The sequence below is a fragment of the Lentzea sp. NPDC042327 genome, assembly GCF_040647275.1.
GTDB lineage: Bacteria > Actinomycetota > Actinomycetes > Mycobacteriales > Pseudonocardiaceae > Lentzea.
This window is the reverse complement of record NZ_JBEZBX010000030.1, coordinates 18,624-33,368: the sequence shown is the minus strand read 5'-3', so window position 1 is coordinate 33,368 and position 14,745 is coordinate 18,624. Positions and strand designations below refer to the sequence as shown.

Sequence of the window (14,745 nt, the reverse complement as noted above, 5' to 3'; positions counted from 1 at the left end):
CAGGATTACGCGGCCTGCGCGGCACCACCGGCAGTAACGGCTCGATCCGCTCCCACAGATCGTCCGAGACGATCCACGGCGGCGACTGACCCCTCTTCACGGTCAAACATGATCCACATCCGACATGCTGCACACCACCACGTTGATCATTCTGTTAGGACCTCTTAAGCAGGCCAAGCTGCCGGCCGACATATGCCTCGAACAGCCAACCCACATCGCGTGTGAACTTGTCCGACCACTGCCCGACACCTGTGTGGTAGACGCCTAGAGGACTGACCTTGCGTACAAGGAGACCGGGAACCGGGATGAGAAGATCTGCAGTCAGACCGGTGACTACAGGCCGGGCCTCGAGTGGATTGAACTGGTAGCGCCACGCGTCTCGATGGCGGCGCGGGTCGTGGCCAGGCTGGCGCCGCTTTATCTCGTCGCGCGATGCGACAAAATGATCACGGGCAACGGAACGGACCTTGCTGGCGGCAAGTTCCTGGACGACTGGCTCGAAGTGCACGCCATCCAGCCAGTCGAGGTTGAGTCGTCCGCTGTTGCGAAGCGCACCGGTGTGGAACAGCAACGCCACGCCGACATAGTCCGCAACGGTGCAGCCGAGCAACTCCTGGGCCCAGTCGCCATGCAAGACCTCGAGCTGACGGTCGACCCTTGTCTCCTCGAAGAGTGCGATGGAGCGGGCGGGCTCGTTGAAGATCGGGACCTGGTAGCTCATCTGCTCGCCCGACATGCGCAGCATGAACTTCGCGAATGGGTCTGCTGCACGAGTAGGTGACAGTTGTAGTCACGCAGCCCGGCTGGCTGGCGTGGCCATGATTGCTTCGTATTCGATCGGGGTCAACCTGCCGAGAGCTGCCTGGCGCCTGCGGCGGTGGTAGGTGCGTTCGATCCAGGTCACAATCGCGATTCGCAGTTCGTCGCGGGTGGACCAGGTGCGCCGGTCGAGAACATTGTTCTGCAGCAACGCGAAGAAGCTCTCCATGGCCGCGTTGTCGCCCGCGGCGCCGACCTGGCCCATCGAGCCGGTCAAGCCGTGACGAGCGAGCGCACGGACGAATTTCCTGGAACGAAATTGCGATCCGCAGTCGGTGTGCACCACACAGCCGGCGACCTCACCGCGGCGGGCGAGAGCGTTGGTGAGCGCGGTGACGGCAAGCCGGGACTTCATCCGGGAATCGATCGAGTAGCCCACGATCCGGTTGGAGCAGACGTCCTTGACCGCACACAGGTACAACTTTCCTTCAGTGGTGCGGTGTTCGGTGATATCGGCCAGCCACAACAGATTCGGCGCTGCGGCGGTGAAGTCACGGCGCACCAGGTCGTCGTGCACCGGCGGACCGGTCTTCTTGCCGTTGCGGCCGCGTTTCTTACCGAACGCGCTCCACCAGCCCATCGACGAGCAGATCCGCCACGCGGTCCGATCCGCCATCGACCAGCCGACATCGCGGGCTTCGTCGGCCAGGAACCGGTAGCCGAACTCCGGATCGTCGTGATGCGCGTCGAACAACGCGTTCGCCCGACGAGCCCGCTCGAGCTCGGCCGCACTGACCGGCGCCGCCAGCCACCGGTAGTACGGCTGTCGAGCGATGTTCAACCCCCGGCACGTCACCGCGACGGGAATCCCGTCCGCGGCCAGCTCGGTCACGAGCGGGTAGAGCCTTTTCCCGGCAAGTTCGCCTGCGACAGATACGCCGTCGCGCGGCGCAGGACCTCGTTTTCCTGCTCCAGCAGCTTGATCCGCTTACGCGCCTCACGCAGCTCAGCCGACTCGGCCCGGCTCGCACCGGGCTTGGCGCCTTCCTCGATCTCGGCCTGGCGCAGCCACTTGAACAACGTCATCGGGTGAACCCCGAAGCCCTTCGCGATCTGCTCGACCGTCACACCGGGCTCGCGGTCACGGGCGACCCGCACGACATCGTCGCGGAACTCCTGAGGGTAGGGCTTGGGCACAGCGACATCCTCCCAGCTCACCATCACGGCAAGCCAATTCAGATGTTACCTAACGGTGCAGCAGACCCACTCGACATCTTTGGCCGCCGAGGATGGGCCGAGCAGAGCCAGCCAGCCGACAAGTCGGACGAAGATGAAGTACAGCAGCCTCAACGCCACGTTCACGATCATGCCGCTGCTATGGCGATGACGCACGATTACCGCAGCTCAGCGGCGAGTCCAGAGCTCTGGCACCCCACAGTCTTTGATGGCTTGCGCGTCGCTGTCGAGGAGCGACCTCTCGTGTTCCGCCGGCTTGACCTTGAGGGTCCAGCCGTCTCGTGCGTAGCGCGGGGGGACGGCGGCGCGGCGAGCACCGCGCGGTCGGGGTTGGTTCAGCGCAGTACCGCGACCTCGTGCCGCATCACCAGTAGTTCGATGTCCTTCGACGTTGGGGGCGGCTGAGCAAGATCAGCCAGCCGATGAGGCGGACGGGGACCAGATGTAACAGGCGTAAGATGAGCATGCCCTGGGATCGCCTATGTGGAATTCTGTGCTCAGCGGCACAGTGCGGACTTCGACACCACGCGGGCGTTATGAGACACGATTTTCACGTCCGTGTCGAGCCGAGTGTTTGCCGCGCGTCGCGGGTCGCGCGGACTCTTGCGCAAACCTTGCGCTACTCGTGAAACCGAGACTGTGCAGAAGTCGCGGGCACAGCTGTCATTGATCAGCTGGCTTCGGCGTGGCTGGGACAATCAGAGGTACGACGGAGGGGCCATTTGGGGGACTGTGGTACCCATCGCTTTGGTGAAGGAGTAGGTTGAACATTGTTGCCCCGGACCTCGGTGACGTGACCTGTTCACAACAATTGTGGACACAGATCACGGGCCGAGGCTTTTGTGTGGACGGCCCGATGTGCAGGCCGTTCTGATCGGGTGCCCTGCCCGCAGTCTTTCTGTCTTTCTCCGTTGGTGCCTTCGTGTCGGAGGTTTCCCCAATTTTCGTTTCAGGAAATGAACTCGTCATGCAACGCATCCGCACCACTCTCCACGCCATGATCGGAGCCACGATCGTGGCTGCCGGTCTGGTCACCCTTGCCCCCGTCGCGCAAGCCATCACCATTCCGGTGGCGTGCAGTGAGAACGCTTTGGTCGCGGCGGTGAACCAGGCCAACGGCACTCCCGCCTCGGACACGCTCGTGCTGGCGGGCGGCTGCACCTATCAGTTGACCTCCGCTCACGGTGGTCTGACCACCGGGCTGCCGGTGATCACGACCCCGATCCAGATGATCGGCCCGGCGGTCATCACCCGTTCCTCCGCGCTGCCGTTCCGGATCGCCGAAGTCGGCTCGACCGGCAGTCTGACCCTGACGACCTCGGTCGTGTTCACGAACGGCAGCGCCGTCGGTGACGGCGGCGGCATCCTCAACCGGGGTGCGGTCACCCTCACCAACAGCGGCCTCGTCGGGAACGTGGCCACGCTCAACGGTGGTGGACTGGCCAACGCCGACACCGCCTCGGACACCGCGCCCGCCGCGACCTTCACCAGGAGCAACGTCACCGGCAACACCGCGCTGCTGCGCGGTGGTGGCATTTACAACGGCCTGCGCGGCACGTTGAGCACCACAGGTGTGTCCGGCAGCCCGCTGTTCATCCTCAACAACACCGGCTCTGAAGGTGGTGGTGTCGCCGCCGTCAACTCCACCGCGACCACCATGACCCAAACCGCCGTCACGGTTAACACCGCGGTGCTGACCGCCGGTGGCGTCTACCGCCTCGGCGGCACCATGACCGCAACCAACTCGCCCATCACCGCCAACACCCCCAACAACTGCGTCGGCAGTGTTCCGGCTGTGCCCGGCTGCACCGGCTGACCATCGCGCGGACGAACCGCACACGACCCAGTAAATGCTCTACTCAACAGCAAGGAGATCTCGTCATGGGAATCATCATCATCGGCGGCCTGATCGACTCCGTCATCGGCATCGTCAACGGCGCCGTGGCCGGCATCCTCGGTGCCGCTGGCGCGCTCCTCCCCATCATCTGATAACGGAGCCAGACCTGCGCGACCCCCACCAGGCCTTTGCGGGCTGGTGGGGGTCGCGCCGCTTGCAGGTGATAAAAGAAATGCGAAAACCTCTGCGAACGGGTGTTGCGCAATTTGCGGAACGCATTTTGCGGAACGCATTTTGTCGTCCAGGTGCGAGGCCCTCGTCGGTGGCGGCATCAGTGGGGACTTGACCGCATATGGGTGACCGGCCGCTCCTTCTGTTGCCAGCGGTGTCGAATGCGTGAAAGCTCGGTCGTATCGAGGGTTGCTTGGTGCCGGTGCCCTCATCTTCCGGCATCGGACAATGGCTCCAGACCCCGGTCATCACACCACCTCGCAAGTTCGTGGCGTCAGCTGCGGATTCTCTTCACGGGTGGAAGGTTGATCATGAGATCGACAGAACGCATCAGCACGGCAGGCCGGGCCGGTCGGGCCCTCATCGCCTTGGGCACCGCGGCGGGGTTCTCCCTGCTGGTTCCCGCGCAGGCGTTGGCGCTCCCGCCGGGATGCACCCAGAGCGGCGCCAACTTCACCTGCACCGCCGGGATCCCCGCCGGTCAAGTGCTGACCGGGACCACGGGCAACAACATCATCACCATCACCGGCGGTGCCGTGAACGGCACGGTGAACAGCCTTGCCGGTGGCGACACCATCAGTGTCACCGGCGTCGTCGGTACGGCGGGCATCAACGGCCCGGCAGGCGCCAACGGCAATGCCGGCACTCCTGCGGGAAATGCCGGCGGCAACGGCGGAGCCGGCAACGTCGGCGGCGCCGGCGTGGGGACCACCGGTGTCATCGACGCCGGTGCGGGCACGGACAGCATCATCGTCACCGGTGGCGCCGGGGGTAACGGGGGCAACGGCGGCCAGGGCGGGGCCGGGTTCGCCTCCGGTGCCGGTGGCGCCGGAGGCGATGGTGGCGTCGGCGGGATCGGTGGCGTCGGTAACGCCGGGAACGTCACCGGTGGCGCCGGTAGCGACACTGTCGTGCTCACCGCGGGCAGGGGCGGCAATGGTGGCCTTGGCGGCCTTGGTGGTAACAGCGGTCTCGTCGCCGGTGGCGCGGGTGCCGGGGGTATCGGTGGCGCGGGCGCGGCCGGTGGCGTCGGGAACTCCGGAACCTTCACCGGTGATCTCGGTGATGCCGGTCTCGACAACGTGACCACCAACGGTGGTGCCGGTGGTACCGGTGCGGCCGGTGGCGTGGGTGGTTGCGGTTACGGCGGCGGCGCCGGTGGCGTCGGCGGTGCCGGCGGTGCGGGTGGGGTCGGGAACTCCGGGACCATCAGCGGCGGTGCCGGTGCTGACTCGCTCAAGGCCAACGGTGGTCTCGGCGGCAACGGTGGCGTCGGTGGCAAGGGCGGCAACGGTCTGGCGGCCGTTCAGCCCGGTGGCGCTGGTGGCGTGGGCGGTGCCGGTGGCGCCGGTGGGATCGGAAACTCCGGCACCCTGACCGGCGGAACCGGCGTGGACACCATCACCGCGACCGGTGGCAAGGGTGGCAACGGTGCCGGTGGCGGCAACGGCGGCACCGGCTGCAGTGGCCCCGGCGGTCCCGGGGGCATCGGCGGTGCCGCGGGTGCCGGCGGTCTCGGGAACTCCGGAACCATCAACGACGGGCTCGACATCATCACCACCCCGTCGGGCGCCAGCGGCCTCGCGGGCGGCAACGGCGCCGCCGGGGTCAACAACGGCGGCATCTGCACCTGCTGACAGCGGTATCAACGGGCAGCGGCAACACCAGCGGCAACGGTGTTGCCGCTGCCCTCGGCGATCCCAGGGACGCTGTAGCCGCCGACAACTCCGTCCACGGCACATCATCCTGCGGTTCTGGTGCGGCTCACACTGCTCACACCCATACCCACGCCCGCCGTGGCCGGCGCGCAGCAGCGATCCACTCCGGGCACCACGCCTGTTCACCCGTTCGCGTGCCGCCCTGTTCGGTGGCAGCATTGGGGGAAAGAGCTCGGCTGTGTTCGGGTAGCAGTCGGCTCACGCCGACGAATGTGCAGTCCCCTCGCCGGTTCGGTGGCCTGTGAGCCGCTGGACATCGAGGGCGTGTGACCGTCCTGGACCCCGGCGGCGACCACTTCTCCAGTTTTACTGTCAGGAGTGCCGCTATGGCCACCGCGGAATCCTTCCCCGGCGCGGAACGTGCGCCCCGCACGATCGGTTTGCCCGACGTCGAACAGCTGAAGGCGGACACGCACGCCCTGCGCCTGGTGCACTACCGCCAAGGCGGCGATGCGTGTCTCGACGCGATCCGCCGCCGGATGGGGGAGGGGCGGTTGATGCTCGACGCGTCAGCCGCCGAGTACGTGCGGCGCCGGTTGCACGTGGCGCTGGGCGATCTCTACAACCTCGCCGGCTGGGTGTGCTTCGACGTCGGCCTGGCCGGCAGTGCCCGTGTCCACTTCGCCCAAGCGTTCGTGCTCGCCGGTCGGGGCCGGCACAACGGCCTGGTGGCCAACATCTGCTACCGGCTCGGCCGCGTGTGCTTGCACCACGGGAGCCTCGCCGAGGCGTTGGACTACTTCGAGCTGGGTCAGCTGGCCGCGGCCGGGCCGGGCGGTGAGATCGCTGCCCGCATCCTGTCGATGAACTCGGCCTGGACCCATGCCAGGAAGGGCGACGGTGGTCAGGCGCTCGCCGAGCTCGATCGCGGCAGGGACCGGTTCGCGGCCGCCGGCCACACCGATGTGCCCAGCTGGGCCGGGTTCTTCACCGAGACGGATCTGTCGGCCATGGTCGGCGCCGTCCACACCGACCTGGCCCGCACCACGAGCCCTCGCCACGCCCGAACCGCGATTCCGCTGCTCACCGGAGCGGTCGACGACTACGGCGACGACATGGCCCGCAGCCGTGTGTTCAGCCTCGTCCTGCTGTCGATCAACCACCTGCTCGACCGGGACCTCGGTCACGGCGTAGCTGTCGGGTTCCGCGCGCTGGCGCCCGCCGAGACCTTCACCTCGGCACGCGTCCGCGATCGCATCCGGCCACTCGGCGAGCAAGCGGCGCGCCACCGCTCCCACACGGTGCGCGGGAGCTCATCGCGCGCATCGCCGAATACGCCGGCCTCCCGCACCGGCAACACTGACTCGTTTCCGTCGGAGCTCCCGCGCTCGGCCCAGCTCCACCTCTGCGCCGGTCCCCGTGGTTCGGCAACCGAGGCGGTGGGCGGTGGCGTGAAGGGCTATGGTTCGTTCTGGATCACAATGGCGAGGAGTGACCGGCATGGGCACGAATCGGCATCTCGACATCCTCGCGGTGGTCAACAAGATCGCCGTGGCCGAGCGGGAGCCCGTCGGCGTCCGCCATGTCTGCCTCGCCTGCCGGGCCGGTCTGAACGCGGCCGGTGTCGCGGTCTACCTGGTCGGTACCGCGCAACCGCTCGAAGTCGCCGGAACTGCCGGTGACGAGATCGCCGAGCTCCAGGCAACGGTGGGCGAGGGGCCTGTGTCGGAGGCTCTGCGGCAGAACCAGCCGGTGTTCGCATCCGATCTGGCGGGCGGGTGGAGTGCGCGGCGCTGGCCCGTGTTCGCCCCGGCCGCGGCCGCCGCGGGAGTGGCGGCGATCTTCGTGATCCCCTTGACGCTCGGCGCGATCGCGCTGGGCGCCCTGGAGATCTGCCGGGATGTCGACGGCCCGCTGTCGGCGGAGGAGCTCGCGGACGCGCTGCTGTTCGCGGACACGGCGACGGCGCTGCTGCTCGGCCGGACCGCGGCGCCGGAGGCGCTGGACGGCGGCGACCTGTGGGCCACCGAGCCGGAACGCCGCTGGGGCGTGGTGCACCAGGCCACCGGCATGGTGTCGGTGCAGCTGGACACCGATCTCGGGGAAGCGTTCCTGAGATTGCGGGCGCACGCGTATCTCGCCGGCCTGCGTCTGTCGGAGGTGGCGGCCGACGTGGTCGCGCGCAGACTGAGATTCACCCCGGACACCGATTTCGAGAAACAGAGGTGAGTCACATGTTGGACCGGCGGATCACCCAGACCTTCGTCGAGCTGGCGGACACGCTCGTGCTGCGGTTCGACGCCATCGACTTCCTGCAGACGTTGACAGAACGCTGCGTCGAACTGCTCGAGTTGGACGCGGTCGGGATCCTGCTGGCAGACCAGCGCGGTGCGCTGAACCTGGTGGCCGCGTCCACCGAACAGGCCCGCATGCTGGAACTGTTCCAGCTGCAGGACGAGGAAGGCCCCTGCCTGGACTGCTTCCACACCGGGCAGCCCGTGGAGTGCGCCGACCTGGAGCAGGAACCGCAGCGCTGGCCCCGGTTCACGGCCGCGGCGCGCGACCAGGGATTCGCCGCCGTGCACGCGGTGCCGATGCGGCTGCGCGAGCAGGTCGTCGGCGCGCTGAACCTGTTCCGGACCTCGCCCGGCGCCATCCCGCAGGACGCGGTCGAACTGGCCCAGTCCTTTGCCAACGTCGCGACGATCAGCATCCTCCAGGTCCGGGCGCTGCGGCACAGCGAAATGGTCACCGAACAACTGCAGAACGCGCTCAACAGCCGCATCGTCATCGAGCAGGCGAAGGGCATCCTGGCCGAGCGCCTGCAGATCGATGTCGCGGACGCGTTCTCCCTCATGCGCACCCACGCCCGCAACAGCAACCAGCTCCTGTCAGAGGTTGCGCAGCACGTCGTATCGCGATCACCGGAGATCACCGAGCTGATGAGGGACAGCAGCCCCCGACGCCCGTAAAAAGCGGCGTACAGCCCACCGGCGTAAGTTCGAGGTGCCGAGGGCACTTCGCGCGTCGGAAGCCGGACTGGCGCTGTCCTCGGTGTTCCCCGGAAACGGTCGTCGTACGGCCGGAACGGGAGTGGTGAACACGATGCCGAGCCAGCGCGCCCATAAGGTTCCTGTGCGGACCATCCTCGCGACTATCGGGCTGACCCTGGCCACGGTCGTGGCGGTGGTGTTCGTGATGCACGTCCAGCGAGTTCTGGTGTGGATGCTCATCGCGGTCGTCTTCACGGTTGCGCTCTACCCGGCGGTGAACTGGCTGCAAGACCATGTCAGGTGGTGCCGCCGCCCGCTGGCGACCCTGGTCGTGTTCCTCGTCGTCGTGCTGGCGTTCGGCGGCATTCTCACGTTGTTCGCCGTGCCGCTGGCCGAGCAGGGCACACGATTGGCGGCGGCGCTGCCGGACATGATCGCGGACGCACGTGGTGGCAGAGGCCCCGTCGGGATCTTGCTGGAGCGCACGAACGCGCTGGAGCTCGCCCGTGACAACGAAGAACGCATCCGGGAGTTCGCCACCGGCCTCGGCACCCCGGCGCTGGGCCTGTTGCGCAGCGCGGTCACCGGCATCGTCGCGACCATCTCCATCTTCGTGATCGCCTACCTCGCGGTGCTGGAGGGTCCGAAGGTCGTCGAGGGAACGCTCGCGCTGTTCTCCTCACAGCGGGCGGAGCACATCCGCAGGGTGGGCGGCGACTGCGCGAAGACCGTCACCGGCTACATCTCGGGCAATCTCCTCATCAGCGCGATCTGCGGTGTGCTGACCTACGTCGTGCTGAAGATCTTCGGTGTGCCGTTCGCCGAGCTGATCGCGATCTTCGTCGCGATCGCAGACCTGATCCCCCTGGTCGGCGCCACCCTCGGCGCGGTGGTCGCGGGTGTCGCCGCGCTCATCCACTCGCTGCCCGCGGCCATCACCGTGGTCATCTTCTTCATCGTTTACCAGCAGCTGGAGAACCACCTGCTGCAACCGGTGATCTTCTCCAGGACGGTCAAGCTCAACCCGTTGACCGTGCTCGTCGCCTTGCTCCTGGCGACCGAACTCGCCGGAATACTCGGCGCACTGCTCGCCATCCCGGTCGTCGGCGTCATCCAGGTCGTCCTGCGCGACATCTGGCACCACCGCGGCGGACAACCGGTTGCGGCGCCGACCGCGGTGACGGACACCACGATCCGAGGAGACGCGGCCTGGACGACCGGTTCGTCGAACACCGTCCACAACAGACGATCGCTACAACCTGATGAGGAGTCACGCTCGTGACACGCACCGACCTGGCACCGGCCTTCACCCGGCACGACCTCGAGCTGATCGATGCGTACTGGCGGGCGGCGAACTACCTGTCGGTCGGTCAGATCTACCTGTTGGACAACCCGTTGCTGCGCAATCCGCTGCGGACCGAACACGTCAAGCCGCGCCTGCTCGGGCACTGGGGAACCACTCCCGGGCTGAACCTGTTGTACGCGCACATGAACCGGGTCATCAACGCTCGTGACCTCAACGCGCTGTACGTGACCGGTCCTGGTCATGGTGGTCCAGGACTGGTCGCCAATGCCTACCTGGAAGGCACCTACAGCGAGGTCTACTCCTCGATCGGGCAGGACGAGGACGGGCTGCGGGCGTTGTTCCGGCAGTTCTCCTTCCCCGGCGGCATTCCCAGCCACGTCGCGCCCGAGACACCCGGTTCCGTCCACGAGGGCGGAGAGCTCGGCTACGCGCTGGTGCACGCCTACGGTGCGGCGTTCGACAACCCGGACCTGCTGGTGCTGTGCGTGGTGGGGGACGGGGAAGCGGAAACCGGTCCGCTGGCGGCCAGCTGGCATTCAAACAAGTTCCTCAACCCGGCGACGGACGGCGCGGTGCTGCCGGTGCTGCACCTCAACGGCTACAAGATCGCCAACCCGGCCGTGCTCGCACGGATCCCCGACGACGAGCTCACCGCGTTGATGCGCGGGTACGGCTATGTCCCGCACTTCGTCGTGGGTGACGATCCCATGGACGTGCACGAGCAACTGGCGGCCACGCTCGACCTCGTGCTCGATGACATCGCCGCCATCCAGCACCGGGCCCGCGAAGGATCCGGCACGGGGAAGCGCCCGCTGTGGCCGATGATCGTGCTGCGCACGCCGAAAGGCTGGACGGGGCCCAAGGTGGTCGACGGCCTGCCGGTCGAGGGCACGTTCCGCGCCCACCAGGTACCGGTCGCCGCGACCCGCGCGAACCCCGAGCACCGTGAACTGCTGGAACAGTGGATGCGCGGATACCGCCCGGACGAGCTGTTCGACCGCACCGGGCGACTGATCCCGGAACTGCAGGCACTCGCCCCGCGAGGGGCCCGGCGGATGAGCGCCAACCCGCACGCCAACGGCGGCCTGCTGTTGCGCGACCTCGTCATGCCCGACTTCCGCGACCACGCCGTACCGGTGGAGCGTCCTGCCGCAGAAGCCGCCGAGGCGACCAAGGTGCTGGGCGCGTTCCTGCGCGACATCATCATCCGCAATCCCGACCGGTTCCGCGTCATGGGGCCGGACGAGACGGCGTCCAACCGCCTCTCCGCGGTGTTCGAGGCGACCGACCGCACGTGGAACGCCATCACCGAGCCCGGTGACGATCACCTCGCTCCGGACGGACGGGTGATGGAGGTGCTGTCCGAGCACCTGTGCCAGGGCTGGCTCGAGGGCTACCTGCTCACCGGCCGTCACGGCTTGTTCAACTGCTACGAGGCGTTCATCCACATCATCGACTCGATGTTCAACCAGCACGCGAAGTGGCTCAAGACGACACGCGCGATTCCGTGGCGAGCACCGATCGCGTCACTGAACTACCTGCTGTCGTCGCACGTCTGGCGCCAGGACCACAACGGGTTCTCCCACCAGGACCCCGGGTTCATCGACCACGTGGTCAACAAGAAAGCCGAGATCATCCGGGTGTACCTGCCGCCGGACGCCAACACGCTGCTGTCGGTGACCGACCATTGCCTGCGCAGCAAGCACTACGTGAACGTCATCGTCGCCGGCAAACAGCCCGCGTTGACCTACCTGAGCATCGACGAGGCGGTCGCGCACTGCACGCGCGGTCTCGGGATCTGGCCGTGGGCGAGCAACACCGACGGCGAGCCCGATGTCGTACTCGCCTGCGCGGGAGAGATCCCGACGCTGGAAACCTTGGCCGCCGCGGATTTGCTGCGCGCCCACCTTCCCCAGCTGAGGGTGCGGGTCATCAACGTCGTGGACCTGATGCGGCTGCAGCCCGCCAGCGAACATCCGCACGGGCTGTCCGACGGCGACTTCGACGCGCTGTTCACCACGGACAAACCGGTGATCTTCGCATTCCACGGCTATCCGGCGCTGATCCACCGGCTCACGTACCGGCGCAACAACCACCACAACCTCCATGTGCGCGGCTACAAAGAAGAAGGCACCACGACCACGCCGTTCGACGTCCTGATGCTCAACGACCTCGACCGCTTCCACCTCGTCATGGATGTCATCGACCGCGTCCCGTCGTTGGGCAGCAACGCCGCGACGCTGCGCCAGCGGATGACGGATGCTCGTTTGGCGGCACGCCGGTACACCCGCGAACACGGCGAGGACGACCCGGCGATCTCCGGCTGGACCTGGCCGGAACAGGACTGAGCAGTGCGAGTGCTGGTCGTCAACGCGGGCTCGTCGAGCCTGAAGCTCCGCTTCCTCGACGAGCACGACGCGGTGCGGCACACCGCTGACCTGCCTGCCGGAGCGGACGGGTTCGACACGTCGCGCCTCGCCGGAGTCCTGCGTGACTGGGACGAACCGGATGTGGTCGGGCATCGTGTCGTGCACGGTGGAACCGGCTTCACCGGTCCGGTACGGATCGACGACGTGGTGCGGGAGCGGTTGCACGATCTGACCGGCCTCGCCCCGCTGCACCAACCCAAGTCGCTCGCCGCTCTGGACGCCGTCACCGGACAATTCCCCGGTATCGCCGCGGTGGCGTGCTTCGACACCGCTTTCCACGCCACGATCCCGGAGGCGGCCGCGACCTACGCGGTGCCACGCGAATGGCGGGACCGCTACGCGATCCGGCGCTACGGATTCCACGGCCTCTCGCACGGCTACTGCTCGCGCCGCGCGGCAGAACTGCTCGACCGGCCGCAGGCCGGGCTGCGGGTCGTCTCCTGTCACCTGGGCGCGGGAGCGTCGCTCGCGGCAGTGGTGGACGGACGCAGCGTCGACACCACCATGGGCTTCACCCCGTTGGAAGGTCTCGTGATGGCGACCCGGTCCGGTACCGTCGATCCCGGATTGGTGCTCTGGCTGGAAGAGCACGAACACCTGTCACCGCACGAGGTCGCCACGGCGTTGGAACAGCGCTCCGGACTCACCGCGCTCGCCGGCACCGGTGACATGCGCGAAGTAGAAGCCGCGGCGGATCGTGGAGACACGGACGCGGCCCTCGCTCTGGACGTCTACACACATCGACTGGTGGGTGGCATCGGCGCCATGGCGGCGGCAACCGGGGGGATGGACGTTCTCGTGTTCACCGGTGGGGTCGGTGAACACTCGTCCGCGGTGCGACGTCGAGCGGTCGAGCGGCTGCGGTTCCTCGGCGCGGCCATCGATCTCGACCGCAACGACACCGTGCGCGACGATCAGGACATCACCGCCGCCGGTGCGGACGTGAGGACACTGGTGATCACCGCTCGGGAGGACCTCCAGATCGCTCGCGAGGCGCGCGGTATCGTCACAGCAGAGCGGTCGCGATGACGAAGTAGACGTAGACCGAGAGCAGGTCCTGGACGACGGTGGCCAGCGGGCCAGAACCGAACGCGGGATCGCGGCCCAGCCGGTGCAGCAGCCACGGCAGGGCCATGGCGATGGCGGTCGCGATCGACGAAGCCACCAGCAACGCGGCCGACACGGCCAGCGCCACTTGGAAGTCACCCCACACCAGCAGGATCGGCGGGAAGGCGATCGCCGCGAGCAGGGTGCCGAGCAGCACGCCGGTGACGACCTCGCGCAGCGCGACACGTCCGATCCCGATGCCCACGGACAGCCCTCGGATCACGAGGGCCGCGGTCTGGGTGCCGACCGCGTCGGCGATGTACACCACTCCCGGCACGAACAGCGCGACGAGGACCTGGCGGGCCAGCAGTTCCTCGAAGGACCCGACGATTCCCGCCGCCAGCAGTGCTCCCGCCAAGCCGACGAGCAGCCACGGCAGACGGTGCCACAGCCGCCTTGCCACCCGCTCCGTGCTCGCGCTTCGCGCAGATGCAGATGTCGTGAGGAAACCGCCGAGCCTGGCGAGGTCCTCGTCGTGCTCCTCGATGAGGACGCCGAGCAGGCGCTGTGCCGAGATCAACCCGCGGAACCGGCCGTCCGGTGTGATGACGGCGAGCCCGGGTTCCCGGTTCTGCACCGCCTGCCGGGCCGCTTTCTCCTGATCGACGTGGGGGTGCACCACAGGAGGCCGGGCATCCATGATCGCGCTCATCGGCGTGTCAGGCGAGGCCGCGAGCAGCTGCTCGATCGTGACGAGCCCGATCAGGGCGTCGCCACGACACACGGCCAGCACCGCCGCGCTGTCGAACTTCCGCCCCCGCAGACCGGCGTGCACCTCGTCCGCGATGTCGGTCGCCGCCACGACCGGCACGTTCATGGAGGCGTGCGCGGCCGCTGTGCTGAGCAGATCGGCCGGTCCCCGGCCGGTCACCGGCTGGTTCGGATCCGCGGTCCCGGACAGGGACGGGTTCATCGTCTTGCGTGCCGGTGGTCGGTTGACCGGCGCCAGCCGATGAAAATGTTCACGGACGTCTCCTCACGAGACCGTGGCGACCGCGGGGTCGGGCGGGCGTGGAGGAAGGTTGCTCGAGCGTAGAGACCAGCATCCTTCCCGCACAAGGTGCGCTCCTGTCCGAGGCCCTCTACGCTGAGTGGTACATCCGCCCCGGACCTCGGCGGCGCACGCGTGGATCGCTGACGCGCCGAGGAGGTCGTGGGATGTTCCCTCTTAAGTCGCCGAATTGTCGCG

Annotated in this window: 11 protein-coding genes; 8 read left to right on the top strand and 3 right to left on the bottom strand. The window is 67.6% G+C overall.

Annotated elements, in window-relative coordinates; all coding sequences use genetic code 11:
- Positions 1 to 154: 154 nt before the first annotated feature.
- Positions 155 to 745: a hypothetical protein gene (locus AB0A63_RS39465; RefSeq protein WP_360401546.1), complete on the bottom strand. Its 591-nt coding sequence runs from the start codon at positions 743 to 745 to the stop codon at positions 155 to 157.
- 45 nt (positions 746 to 790) lie between these two features.
- A protein-coding gene (locus tag AB0A63_RS39460; RefSeq protein WP_360401543.1) for an IS3 family transposase occupies positions 791 to 1,956 on the bottom strand; the annotation gives its coding sequence in 2 pieces (ribosomal slippage) (positions 791 to 1,669 and positions 1,672 to 1,956; 1,164 coding nt in all).
- Positions 1,957 to 2,917: 961 nt separating this feature from the next.
- On the opposite strand from AB0A63_RS39460, the gene AB0A63_RS39455 reads away from it, so the two are divergent.
- The 8 genes from AB0A63_RS39455 to AB0A63_RS39420 all read left to right on the top strand — a co-directional run bounded on the left by AB0A63_RS39455 (position 2,918) and on the right by AB0A63_RS39420 (position 13,478).
- Positions 2,918 to 3,811 (top strand): hypothetical protein, encoded by an 894-nt coding sequence (locus tag AB0A63_RS39455; RefSeq protein WP_360401540.1) that lies wholly within the window; start codon positions 2,918 to 2,920, stop codon positions 3,809 to 3,811.
- 563 nt (positions 3,812 to 4,374) lie between these two features.
- Positions 4,375 to 5,700, top strand: a complete 1,326-nt coding sequence (locus AB0A63_RS39450) for a hypothetical protein (RefSeq protein ID WP_360401537.1) — start codon at positions 4,375 to 4,377, stop codon at positions 5,698 to 5,700.
- A gap of 347 nt (positions 5,701 to 6,047) precedes the next feature.
- Positions 6,048 to 7,403, top strand: coding sequence for a transcriptional regulator (locus AB0A63_RS39445; protein ID WP_360401534.1), 1,356 nt, complete (start codon positions 6,048 to 6,050; stop codon positions 7,401 to 7,403).
- Positions 7,330 to 7,950 (top strand): GAF and ANTAR domain-containing protein, encoded by a 621-nt coding sequence (locus AB0A63_RS39440; RefSeq protein WP_360401567.1) that lies wholly within the window; start codon positions 7,330 to 7,332, stop codon positions 7,948 to 7,950. Before AB0A63_RS39445 ends, AB0A63_RS39440 begins: the two co-directional genes overlap by 74 nt.
- Positions 7,951 to 8,006: 56 nt before the next feature.
- The gene (locus tag AB0A63_RS39435) at positions 8,007 to 8,693 is read left to right on the top strand and encodes a GAF and ANTAR domain-containing protein (RefSeq protein ID WP_360401531.1); all 687 of its coding nucleotides are present in this window, start codon (positions 8,007 to 8,009) and stop codon (positions 8,691 to 8,693) included.
- A gap of 163 nt (positions 8,694 to 8,856) precedes the next feature.
- Positions 8,857 to 9,996: an AI-2E family transporter gene (locus AB0A63_RS39430; RefSeq protein WP_360401528.1), complete on the top strand. Its 1,140-nt coding sequence runs from the start codon at positions 8,857 to 8,859 to the stop codon at positions 9,994 to 9,996.
- Positions 9,993 to 12,368 carry a phosphoketolase family protein gene (locus tag AB0A63_RS39425; protein WP_360401525.1) on the top strand — a complete coding sequence of 792 codons (2,376 nt, stop codon included), beginning with the start codon at positions 9,993 to 9,995 and terminating at the stop codon, positions 12,366 to 12,368. The genes AB0A63_RS39430 and AB0A63_RS39425 overlap by 4 nt, the downstream gene beginning before the upstream one ends.
- A 72-nt stretch (positions 12,369 to 12,440) precedes the next feature.
- Positions 12,441 to 13,478, top strand: coding sequence for an acetate/propionate family kinase (locus tag AB0A63_RS39420; protein ID WP_360401522.1), 1,038 nt, complete (start codon positions 12,441 to 12,443; stop codon positions 13,476 to 13,478).
- On the opposite strand, the gene AB0A63_RS39415 is transcribed toward AB0A63_RS39420, so the two are convergent.
- Complete coding sequence (locus AB0A63_RS39415; protein ID WP_360401519.1) at positions 13,456 to 14,469, bottom strand: magnesium transporter; 1,014 nt, start codon at positions 14,467 to 14,469, stop codon at positions 13,456 to 13,458. The genes AB0A63_RS39420 and AB0A63_RS39415 overlap by 23 nt on opposite strands.
- Positions 14,470 to 14,745: the final 276 nt, after the last annotated feature.